The 11,715-nt window shown below is 29.6% G+C and carries 13 protein-coding genes; all 13 read right to left on the bottom strand.

Annotated features, from left to right (window positions below):
* Positions 1-21 precede the first annotated feature (21 nt).
* Complete coding sequence (locus O212_RS0105005; RefSeq protein ID WP_024614048.1) at positions 22-783, bottom strand: acyl-ACP thioesterase domain-containing protein; 762 nt, start codon at positions 781-783, stop codon at positions 22-24.
* A 102-nt stretch (positions 784-885) separates the two neighbouring features.
* Complete coding sequence (locus tag O212_RS0105000; protein ID WP_024614047.1) at positions 886-1,434, bottom strand: hypothetical protein; 549 nt, start codon at positions 1,432-1,434, stop codon at positions 886-888.
* A gap of 141 nt (positions 1,435-1,575) precedes the next feature.
* Positions 1,576-1,770: a DUF1858 domain-containing protein gene (locus O212_RS0104995; protein ID WP_024614046.1), complete on the bottom strand. Its 195-nt coding sequence runs from the start codon at positions 1,768-1,770 to the stop codon at positions 1,576-1,578.
* A gap of 95 nt (positions 1,771-1,865) precedes the next feature.
* Complete coding sequence (locus O212_RS0104990; protein ID WP_024614045.1) at positions 1,866-3,152, bottom strand: adenylosuccinate synthase; 1,287 nt, start codon at positions 3,150-3,152, stop codon at positions 1,866-1,868.
* A gap of 438 nt (positions 3,153-3,590) precedes the next feature.
* Positions 3,591-4,391: a pyrroline-5-carboxylate reductase gene (gene proC, locus O212_RS0104985; RefSeq protein WP_024614044.1), complete on the bottom strand. Its 801-nt coding sequence runs from the start codon at positions 4,389-4,391 to the stop codon at positions 3,591-3,593.
* An 85-nt stretch (positions 4,392-4,476) separates the two neighbouring features.
* Entirely contained in the window at positions 4,477-5,811 is a 1,335-nt protein-coding gene (locus tag O212_RS0104980) for a replicative DNA helicase (protein ID WP_024614043.1), read from the bottom strand.
* A gap of 87 nt (positions 5,812-5,898) precedes the next feature.
* Positions 5,899-7,794, bottom strand: a complete 1,896-nt coding sequence (gene lonC / locus O212_RS0104975; protein WP_024614042.1) for a Lon family ATP-dependent protease — start codon at positions 7,792-7,794, stop codon at positions 5,899-5,901.
* Between the two features lie 14 nt (positions 7,795-7,808).
* Positions 7,809-8,255 carry a 50S ribosomal protein L9 gene (gene rplI / locus O212_RS0104970; protein ID WP_024614041.1) on the bottom strand — a complete coding sequence of 149 codons (447 nt, stop codon included), beginning with the start codon at positions 8,253-8,255 and terminating at the stop codon, positions 7,809-7,811.
* Position 8,256: 1 nt separating this feature from the next.
* The gene (locus O212_RS0104965; RefSeq protein ID WP_024614040.1) at positions 8,257-10,200 is read right to left on the bottom strand and encodes a DHH family phosphoesterase; all 1,944 of its coding nucleotides are present in this window, start codon (positions 10,198-10,200) and stop codon (positions 8,257-8,259) included.
* Positions 10,201-10,221: 21 nt separating this feature from the next.
* On the bottom strand, positions 10,222-10,542 hold the full coding sequence (locus tag O212_RS0104960; RefSeq protein ID WP_024614039.1) for a MazG-like family protein: 321 nt from the start codon (positions 10,540-10,542) through the stop codon (positions 10,222-10,224).
* 134 nt (positions 10,543-10,676) lie between these two features.
* Positions 10,677-10,922, bottom strand: coding sequence for a 30S ribosomal protein S18 (gene rpsR, locus O212_RS0104955; RefSeq protein WP_024614038.1), 246 nt, complete (start codon positions 10,920-10,922; stop codon positions 10,677-10,679).
* Between the two features lie 28 nt (positions 10,923-10,950).
* On the bottom strand, positions 10,951-11,391 hold the full coding sequence (ssb, locus tag O212_RS0104950; protein WP_024614037.1) for a single-stranded DNA-binding protein: 441 nt from the start codon (positions 11,389-11,391) through the stop codon (positions 10,951-10,953).
* A gap of 16 nt (positions 11,392-11,407) precedes the next feature.
* Positions 11,408-11,695, bottom strand: coding sequence for a 30S ribosomal protein S6 (gene rpsF / locus O212_RS0104945; RefSeq protein ID WP_024614036.1), 288 nt, complete (start codon positions 11,693-11,695; stop codon positions 11,408-11,410).
* Positions 11,696-11,715 lie beyond the last annotated feature (20 nt).

The following is an 11,715-nucleotide window of genomic DNA, read 5'->3' as shown; positions in this document are numbered from 1 at the left end:
GCAGTCTATTTTTTTGCAATTTTATATTGATTTTCTCCAATGAGCTTCTAATACTGTAAGCTCTTGACCATCTTTATCTGTAATTTTATGCAATGTTGTTAATCCATCATCTTCTTTTATAACTTCTGCTGATACATGAATTTTATTTCCATAAGTTGTTTCTTTTTCAAATACGACCTTTAATTTATCTATTTCATAATCTTTAACTACTTCTATAGGAACTGATTCTATAGCCCATTCAATATATTTTACATTATTAACATGTGTATTAGAATCTATATCACTGTATCTTATTTGGAATTCCTTATAATGGTCTTCATTCTCTATTTTTCTTATTTTACCCATATCTATAGCTTTATCCATATCTCCAGACTCACCATAGAATTCATATTGCTCTTTAAGTATTCTTGCTGGTCTTCTTTTTTCTATGTTTATCAAGAAAAATAATGCTGTTGCCTCTGCTAGAAGTTCACCTTCTTCACTCTTTATCAAATATTTTCTAAATGCATAAAATTTCTTAAATCCTGCTGGAATTGTTGTTACAATTATTTTTTGTCTATACTTTGGATATTTATAAATGTTTATATCATATTTATAAAAGACCCAAGTACATCCATGTGATAATTGAAAATCTATTGAATCTCCAACTTCCTCTGCATGAATGTTACCAATATCACAGAAAAAATCTACCATAGATGCAAGTTTACATCTTAATTTATAGTCTGAATCTCTATACATTACTTCATATTGTTTTGTATATCCTTTAGTATATTCATTAGTCATCTTGCTCACACCTCAAAGTATTATTTAATATAATCCTACATTAATTTCATTAAACTTTCTATCTTCTGTATACTTATTAAAGTACTTTTTACAAATTATTAATTATATGAAAAATATAAATATCAATAAAATTAAAAGTGCTTTTTTAAAATTTATTATTTTATTATTCTTCAATAGTAAATACATTGTTAAACTACTCATTATTAACCCAATAAAAAACGCTATACCTTCTCCATTATTTAAATATACTCCAATTATAGCCCCAGGTAGCTCAAAAACAGCTCTTATTAGAAAAACTATAGATGTTATATTAAAACATCCAGTAAACCCAAACTCCTCTCTAAACTCATCCTTAGCCAATACAAATATAAAAGTAGTAAAAAATAAAATATTTAAAACTTCAAAAATAATTGCTAAGGTAATTGCAGTAATATTACTATCATAATATCCTCTTCTAATTGATAATATTGATGTAGATATTATAAGCATAAAGCAAGCCACTAAGGATATAATTATAGCTATTCTTTTATTTTTTCTTTTACATACCCTATTGTATTCATCATAATTTTTATAAACATATTTTTTTATTATGTTATATAAATTACTGTATTTTCTATTATTACTTTTTATTAAATTTTCTTCTTTTATCATAATAAATATCCCCCAAATATAAAATAATATAAACTACTTTTCTATTTATATTTACTAATGGTTCTATTTATTACTAACATCTTTAATATGTAAAACAATTAAAAAAAGCAGATAGTATAAACTATCTGCTAAATTTCAGAATTAATATTCTGCTCTATTGTTTAAAGCTTCTAATAAAGCTTCTAAGTTTAATCCGTGAACTCCTGCAGCTTCTTCTAATGTTTCAGCTTGAGCTGATGGACATCCAACACATCCCATTCCAAATGCCATTAAAACTTCTGCTCTTGTTGGGTCTTTTCTTATTATTTCACCGATTGTCATGTCTTTAGTTATCATTAAATCCACCTCTTTAATAATTTTATGTACATAAATATCATCTATAAAAAGATTATATTTTATGCATTTATTAAAGTCAAGTTTTCCAGTCGGAATTAAATTTCTTTAACTCTCATAGTTTGGTCTCTCTTTGGACCAACTGAAACTATAGAAACTCTTGTATCTGTGAATTCTTCTATTCTTTCAATGTATTTCTTTGCATTTTCAGGAAGTTCTTCATAGCTTCTTGCATCTGCAACGCTATCATCCCATCCATCAAATTCTTCATATACTGGTTCACATTTTGCAAGATCTTCTAAACTAGCTGGGAAGTAATCAATAACTTCTCCATTAAATTTATATCCTGTACAAACTTTTATTTTATCAAGTCCTGCTAATGTATCTATTTTTGTTACTGCAAGTGAAGTTAATCCGCTTACTCTAACTGATGTTTTAAGAATAACTAAATCTAACCATCCACATCTTCTTGATCTACCAGTAGTAACTCCATATTCATGACCTTTTTCTCTTATCCAGTCACCAGTTTCATCATTTAATTCTGTTGGGAATGGTCCTTTACCAACTCTTGTTGTATAAGCTTTAGCTATACCAACTGAATTAGTTATCATGTTTGGTCCTATTCCTGAACCACTAGCTACTCCACCAGCTGTTGTATTTGATGATGTTACATATGGATATGTTCCGTAATCAATATCAAGAAGCATTCCTTGAGCACCTTCAAATAATACATCTTTATTAGCTTTTATTGAGTCATAAACTTGAACTGATGTATCTTTTACAAATGGTCTTAATTTTTTAGCAAGTTCTTTATATTCATTGAAAATTTCTTCAAAACTTACAGGTTCTCCACCTAAAACTTTTGTTATATAAGCATTTTTAGCTTCTACATTTTCTCTTAACTTTTCTTCAAATACATTTTCATGCATAAGATCACAAACTCTTATTCCTGATCTTTCATATTTATCTGTATAACATGGTCCAATACCTTTTCCTGTTGTTCCAATGTCATTTTTTCCTCTAGCTTTTTCTTTTAATCTATCTAATACTTTATGATATGGCATTATAAGTTGAGCTCTATCACTTATCATTAATTTTTCTGGTGTTACTTTTACTCCAACACCTTCTAAATATTCTATTTCTTCAAATAATGCTTTTGGGTCAACAACTACGCCATTTCCAATAACATTTACTTTATCATCATATAGTATTCCTGAAGGTATTAAGTGAAGCTTATATTCTTTATCTCCAACAACTACAGTATGACCTGCATTATTTCCTCCTTGGAATCTAACGACAACATCTGCCTCTTCTGCAAGGTAATCTGTCATTTTTCCTTTTCCTTCATCTCCCCATTGGGCTCCTACTACTATAAATGCTGACATATTATTTGCCTCCTTTGGATTATAAGCCTTTTACTTTTAGACTTATTATTCACTACTTTATTATTTACATTAATTGAATAAATTAATATAAATTATTGAGATTTTTATAATCTCCATGAATATAGTAACAAACTGGAAGTTGTAAATCAATATATTCTCGAATATTTTTCTATAAATTTAATAAATAATTCGTATAACATTAAAAATGATAGAAAAATTAACAGAAAAAAACCTTAGACCTGTGGAATCTAAGGTTTTTTTCTCTTAATTTAATAATTAAGAGGAGTTTTTTCGCGTTAATGTTTTATATATGTGTGTTCTGTGTGTCCAGTATATAACCAATCCAAAAATTTCTTACGCTATCTAATTGATATTGATTATCACTAACTATAGTATATATTCTATTTTTATCTTTGTCAACAAGTAAAAATAAATTTATTACATATTTTTTGATTTATCTGCGCACTTATCCATTGCACCTATTATAGAATTTCTAAATCCAAGTTTTTCAAGTTCACATACTGCTTCTATAGTTGTTCCTTTTGGTGAGCATACCATATCTTTTAATTCCCCAGGATGTTTTCCAGTTTCTAATACCATCTTTGCTGAACCTAATACACTTTGAGCTGCCATTTTATATGCCTTGATTCTTGGAATTCCAAGTTTCACAGCTTCATCCGCCATTGCTTCTATAAACATAAATACATATGCTGGTGATGATCCGCAAAGTGCTATAAATCCATGAAAATCTCCTTCTGAAAGTATTTCATATTTTCCAAATGCATTGAACATATTACAAACATATTCTAATTCTTCTTTAGTAATATTTTTATTAGGACATATTGCAGACATACCTTCCCCTACCAAAGCTGGTGTATTTGGCATAGTTTTTACTATTTTATACTCTTCCCCTATCATTTCATGTAAGTCCTTTAAATCTATACCTGCTGCTATACTTATTATTATTTTATCTTTACTTATACTTTCTTTTATTCCGCTAATTACATCTTTATACATATAAGGCTTTACTGCAAGAATTAATATATCAGCAAAGTCAGCAACTTCTTTATTATCTATTGTTGCATTAACTCCATATTGTTTTTCTAATCTATTTTTTGATTCTTCACTTCTAGTTGAAACTATAATATCTTCCTTTTTAGAAAATCCTTTGCTTATTAAGCCACCAAGCATTGAACTTCCCATATTACCGCAACCTATAAATCCTATTTTTTTACTCATAATCAATCCTCCAATTTCAATTTATTATAAAGAAAACTCACCTACTACGGTGAGCTTTTTTATCCTTTATATTAGTCTTTATTATTTATTCTGTATGTATAGTATCCAAATTACCAAATTTACTGAATTGTCCAAGCCAAGCTAACTTAACAGTTCCTACTGGACCGTTTCTTTGCTTTGCTATTATACATTCCCCCACGTTTTTATCTTCTGTCTCTTTGTTATAGTATTCATCTCTATATAAGAACATAACAAGGTCAGCATCCTGCTCTATTGAACCAGATTCTCTAAGGTCAGATAACATTGGTCTATGATCTGCTCTTTGCTCAGGAGCACGAGATAACTGTGATAATGCTATTACTGGACATTCCATCTCTTTTGCTAATGCTTTTATAGATCTTGATATTTCTGATACTTCTTGTTGTCTACTCTCTGATGATGATCCTGACATAAGTTGAAGGTAGTCAATAAGTATTAAATCTATACCATACTCAATCTTTAACCTTCTACATTTTGATCTCATTTCCATTACAGAAACCCCTGCAGTATCATCTATATATATTTTAGCTTTAGATAATGGACCCGTAGCTCTCGCTATATTTTCCCAATCTTTATCATCTAATGCACCTGTTCTAAGCTTTAACATATCAACATTTGCCTCAGAACATAAAAGTTTATATGCTAATTGTTCCTTAGACATTTCTAGTGAAAATATAACTACACTTTTTCCTTCTCTAAGTGCTGCATATTCTGCAATATTTAACGCAAATGTTGTTTTACCCATAGATGGTCTGGCAGCTATAAGAACCATATCACCCTTTTGGAATCCTGATGTTTTTGCATCTAAATCTACGAATCCAGACCCTACTCCTGTTATTTCACCTTTATTATTGAATAGTCTTTCTATTTCAATAAATCCTCTCTCAAGAACTTGATTTAAAGGTTCAAAATCACTTGTAGTTCTCTTCTCCGCTATATCAAATATTCTCTTTTCTGCTGCATCTAATACATTTTCAACTTCACCTTGTTTATTATAACTTTCTTCAATAATAGAAGATGAAGCTTTTATAAGCTTTCTAAGAGTTGATTTTTCTTGAACTATCTTTATGTAAGAAGAAAGGTTAGCTGTAGTCGGCACTGATGATGTTATTTCTGTTACATATGTAACACCGCCAGCTCTTTCTAGCATATCATTAGCCTTTAACTCTTCAAGTACAGTAACTAAGTCTACTGCCATATCTTTTTTAAACATCTCAATTATGCTTTTAAATAAAACTTTATGACTATCTCTATAAAAGTCATCATCATCTAGCCCTTCTGCCGCTTGAGCTATTGCACTTCTGTCGATAATCATAGAACCAATTACTGATTGTTCTGCTTCTATACTTTGTGGCAATGTTTTATTAACTGTTGTTTCCATGCTTATACCTCCTTCCAAAATTTAATTTTATCATATAATTTAAAATAATAAAATAAAGTAAAGAAGATTAAAATCTTCTTTACTTTATTATTCAAAAACTAATTCCATTACATCTTCAATAGTTCTTGCAGTTTTAACTTCTATATCAGTCAATCCTTGTGGAATATCATTTTTATTATCTTCTGGTACAATTGCAAGTTTTATTCCTTTTCTTCTCGCCCCATAAATTTTTTCAAATATTCCTCCAACAGGTTTAACTTTTCCTCTTAATGATATTTCCCCGGTAATAGCAACCTCTTGTCTTAAAGGCTTATTTAATAAAGCACTTATTATACATACTGTTATTGCTGTACCAGCTGATGGTCCATCTATTTTTCCACCACCAATTACATTAACATGAATATCATAATCTTTTATATCTTTATCAGTAATTTTTCTTATTACTGATGCTGCATTATATACTGAATCTTTAGCCATGCTACCAGCTGTTTCATTGAATCTTACAGTTCCTGCACCTTTTTTCTTTGCTTCAAAAACTGATGCTTCTATTTCTAGCGTTGATCCTATAAATCCACTTACTCCTAAACCATATATATGACCAATTTCATATTCAGTATTATTATCTACTATTTCAAATGGAGTATATCTTCCTATTGATACTACTTCTTCTACATCTTTTAGAGTGATTTTAAGTTTCTTAGGCTTATTTTTTCTCTTATAAAGTGCAAATCCATATGCATCAGTAAGTATATTTACTGCTTTTCTTCCTTCTATAGTAAATCTACTTATATATTCTGGAACTTCTTTTTCTAATGAAACTCCAAGTTTTTTAGCAGCATTTCTTACTATATCTTGAATATCTTTAACTCCAAGTGGCTCAAAATAAACTTCTGTACATCTTGATCTAAGAGCAGGATTTATTTCTCCTGGTTCTCTTGTTGTTGCACCAATTAGTACAAAATCTGCTGGAGCCCCCTTTTCGAATAAATATTTTATATATTTAGGAGTTTTTTCATCATCTGGATCATAATATGATGATGAAAATTCAACCCTCTTATCTTCTAATACTTTTAAAAGTTTATTTTGAAGAATATTATCAAGTTCTCCTATCTCATCTATAAATAATACTCCACCATGAGCCTCTGTTACTAATCCTGGCTTTGGTTCTGGTACTCCAATATCAGCTAAGTCTCTTTTACTTCCTTGATATATAGGGTCATGTACTGATCCTAATAAAGGATTTGTTATTTCTCTTGGATCCCATCTTAAAGTTGTTCCATCCACCTCAACAAACTTAGATTTATCATCAAAAGGTGTAAATTCTAAATTTTTAGCTGCATTAAGAGCTATTCTAGCAGCAGTAGTTTTACCAACCCCTGGTGGTCCATAAAGAATTATATGTTGTGGATATGGAGATGACAACTTTGATATTAATGATTTTATAGCTCTTTCTTGACCTACTATTTCATCTAATGTTTCTGGTCTTAAAAAGCTCATTATATTTTTACTTGTTACTCTATCATCCAACTCTTTAAGTTCTTCATATTTTTTCTTTGTTTTTTGGTTTTCGCTGCCTTTTTCTTTCTTTATAATGGAAAGTCTCATTTCATCAATATACTTCTCTTGCTTTTCCATTATAGCTTTCTCTACTTTTGATTCTATCTGATTTTGAACATATCTTTTTGCTATCTCTTCTGAAATCCATACAACAGCATCTTCAATAACTTCATCTACTTTATCTTCTGGTGGTACTACTTCAATTCCAGCACCATCTGAAGCTATCATATTTAATGCATATGCTCTTTCAGCTACATTCTTTGACCCAATGTAATCTTTAAGCTTAAATCTTACTGTTCTAGCTCTTACAGCACCTTCATCTAATACATTTTTTAATATATCAAATAGAACATTTATTTGAGAATCTTGTGATAAATCACCTTTTATTATATCTTGCAGGAAACCAATTTCCTCGCGTAATTTCAAAATACTATTCCTCCTTAAGCTTGTGGAACAATAATAACTTTCATTTTTGTTGATACTTCAGGATATAATTTAACTTCTATATCATATCCTCCAGCTACTTTTATTGTATCCATAACAATCTTTTTCTTATCAATTTCAACTTTATAAGTTTCTTTTATTTTTGTAGCTACATCTTTGCTTGTTATAGCTCCGAATAACTTACCATTATCTCCTGTTTTAGCAGTTATTTTTATTTCTTTTCCTTTTAATTCTCCTGCTAATTTTTGAGCTGCTTCAAGTTCTGCAAGCTTTTGCTTTCTTTCATTTTCTTTTTTGTTATTTAAAATGTGTAAACTATTATTTGTAGCTTCTTCTGCAAGCTTCTTTGGGAATAAGAAATTTCTTGCATATCCATCTGATGTATTTACAACATCACCTTTTTTTCCTAAACTTTTAACATCTTTTAATAAAATTACTTTCATTTTATTCACCCACCCTTAAGTATTTTGTAATTGCCTCATTTAATTCTTTTAAGGCATCATCTATTGTTTTATTTGGCATTTTAGTACCAGCCATATTCATATGACCGCCCCCACCTAAAGCTTCCAATACTATTTGGACATTTATATCTCCAATAGACCTTGCACTAATATAAGTATGGCCATCAATATTTGCTAATACAAAGCTAGCTAAAACACCTGATATATTTAACAAATCATCTGCTGATTTTGCAATCATAACAGTATCATTAACATTTTCAGGACATATTGCTATTGCAATATTATCTTCTATCTTTGCTGATTTAATTATATCAGCTATTTGTATAAAGTCTTTTAAATTATCAGTGAACATCTTTTTAACTTCTGTTGTTTCTGCACCCATCTTTCTAAGAAATGACGCTGCATCAAAAGTTCTTACTCCTGTTTTAAAAGCAAATCCTTTTGTATCCATATATATACCTGCTAAAAGCCCTTCAGCCTCTAACTTATTTAAAATTACATTTTCAATCATATATTGTATAATTTCAGTTACCATTTCACATGTTGACGATGCATAGACTTCTATATAATTTAATAAAGTATCACCAATTATATCTGCACTTCTTCTATGATGATCTATTATAACTTTTCTCTTTGAATTTTCTATAAGTTTTAAATTATCAACATAATTTTTATTGTGTACATCTACAATTATTAGTAATGATTCATCAGTTATTTCTTTTTTAGCTTCTTCTGATGTTTCAAATAGATTAGCATATTTTTCATCTGTTTTCAATTGTTTTAAATAATATTCTACGGCATCTTTATTACTATCATCCAATATTATATTACATGGTTTACCAAGTTGTTTTACAGCACTTGCCATACCGACAGCCGCACCTAAGCAATCCATATCAAAATTCTTGTGCCCTAATATAAATACCTTATTACTTTCATATATAAGTTCTTTTATTGCATGAGACACTACTCTAGCCCTAACTTTAGTTCTTTTTTCTATTTCCTTACTGTTTCCGCCAAATATTTTCACACTATCTGGGCTCTTTACAACAACTTGATCTCCACCTCTACCTAAAGCCAGTTCTTTTCCAACAGAAGCATACTTATAGTTTTCTAAAGGTGAAATTCCACCTCTTCCAACTCCTATACTTAATGTAACTTCTATTTTATTTCCTTTATTTATATTAGAAATTTTATTTAGTACATTAAAATTATTACTCATTTCCTCGTCAATATATTTATCTTGAATTGATAATATATATTTATTGTTCTGATACTTCTTTATCATAGCCTCGAGATTATGAGCATAACTATTTAATTCTCTATCAATTTCTGCAATAACTAAAGGTTTATCTGAATCAATTGTTGAATCTAAAACTTCAGTAAAATTATCTACCTCTATAAGCACTACACTTTCTTTTGTAGTATCTACTCCTATAAATTCACTTATGTCATTAAAATAAATTAAATATAATTCCCTATCTCGTCTTGATAATTTACTACTATAAACATCATATAGTCTATTATTTAGCTTTAGTTTTTGATGAATTCCTTTATCAGAACTTAATATATTATTTAATTTTAGTCCCCTTGCTATACTAAGTATATTTTCACCTATAAAACTTCTCCGGCTATCTAACTCATTAAATACATTATTATTCCATTCTATAATACCCTTATTGTCTATTAAAGCTATCGGTAATATTGTATTTTCTACAGTATTTTTAACAGCCTTGTTTATCTCTTTAGTAAATTGATTTATATTTTCTTCCTTCTTCCAATAATTATTTAATTGATAAAAATTATCTATAAAATATATTATTGCTATTAATAATCCAATTTGACTATATCCTAATAAAAAGAATATTACAGAAGATAAAATTAATCCTACGGGCTTTATGAGTTTTTTAAATAATTTATCTATATTCATAAAACTCCTCCTATTTAATTATTAGTCTCTTCTGTTTGAAATATACTCCTTAAGTTTACTCAAGCTTTTTCCTTCTTTTTCAACTTCATCTTCTGCTCTTATTCCAAAATCAAGCTTCTTTTTCATCTCATGATCTATTTCTGGTAATGAATATCCTAGTTTTTCACCTAATACATATAATATTATTATGGCTCCTGCTATACATTCAACAATTGCTTCTTCAGCTATATTACTTCCTCTAGTCAATAATGTGTAAAAATCACCTATAACTCTTATTAACTGAGCCTTTAAGTTTTCTATGATTTTTACATTTCTCATAATGTTTAAATCTCTCTTTCTCATAAATACCCCTCCCACAAATACCCTGTATGTATATTTTAATTTTTTTCTAATACTAATGCAAGGAGCTGATAATTTTTTCAAAAAAATAAGAGTACTACAGAAATATAAATTCTGCAGTACTCTTTTAATTATTACTATTCAGTTGTAAATGGTAATAATGCTATGTTTCTTGATCTCTTGATTGCAGTAGTTAATTGTCTTTGGTGCTTAGCACATGTTCCTGAAATTCTTCTTGGAAGTATCTTTCCTCTTTCAGTTACATACTTTCTTAACTTAGCTACATCTTTGTAATCTATTGATTCAGCTTTTTCTACACAAAAAGCACAAACTTTTCTCTTAGATCTTCTCATTCTACCAGATCTTCTGTTGTTTTCTCTCATCACTTAAACCTCCTTACCTTGAAAATCTCTAAAATGGCATATCTCCGTCATCGACTGGAGTCATGTCATCATCGAAACCACCAAACGGATCGTTTGCTGGTTTTGAATAATCAGAATTATTTCCGCCGAAATCATTATTAAATGATCCTGCGTTGTTGCCACTCTTACCACCAACGAATTCAAAGCTTTCTACAACTACATCAGTAGTGTATCTTTTTGAACCGTCTTGTGCATCGTAACTACCAGTTCTGATGTTTCCAGTAATTGCGATTTGGCCACCTTTTGTAAGATATTGTGCTATTGTCTCAGCTTGCTTTCCAAATGCTACGCAGTTGATAAAGTCAGCTTCATCTCTCTTGAATTGTCTTGTAACAGCAAGTGAAAATCTAGTAACTGCGTTACCGCTTCCTGCTGCAAATCTTAATTCAGGATCTTTTGTAAGTCTACCTAAAAGTATAACTTTGTTCATTACAATATCACCTCTCTTACGCTTCCTTACTTACTACGATGTGTCTTATAAGACCATCAGTAATTCTGAATACTCTTTCTAATTCTCTTGGTAATTCTGGGTTTGCTGTAAATTCTACTAATGTGTAGTATCCTTCGCTAACTTTTGAGATTTCGTAAGCAAGCTTTCTCTTACCCCAAACATCAACGTTTTCTACAGTGCCTCCACCATTTTCGATTACACCTTTGAACTTTTCGATGTTAGCTTTAACTACCTCTTCGTCAAGTGATGGGTGTTGTATGAATATAGTTTCGTACTTTCTCATCATTTTCACCTCCTCCCCTC

The organism is Clostridium sp. Ade.TY (assembly GCF_000498355.1).
In the GTDB taxonomy this organism is placed as follows: Bacteria; Bacillota; Clostridia; order Clostridiales; family Clostridiaceae; genus Clostridium.
Note: the sequence above shows the minus strand (reverse complement) of the source record. Positions and strands in the feature narration are given on the sequence as shown.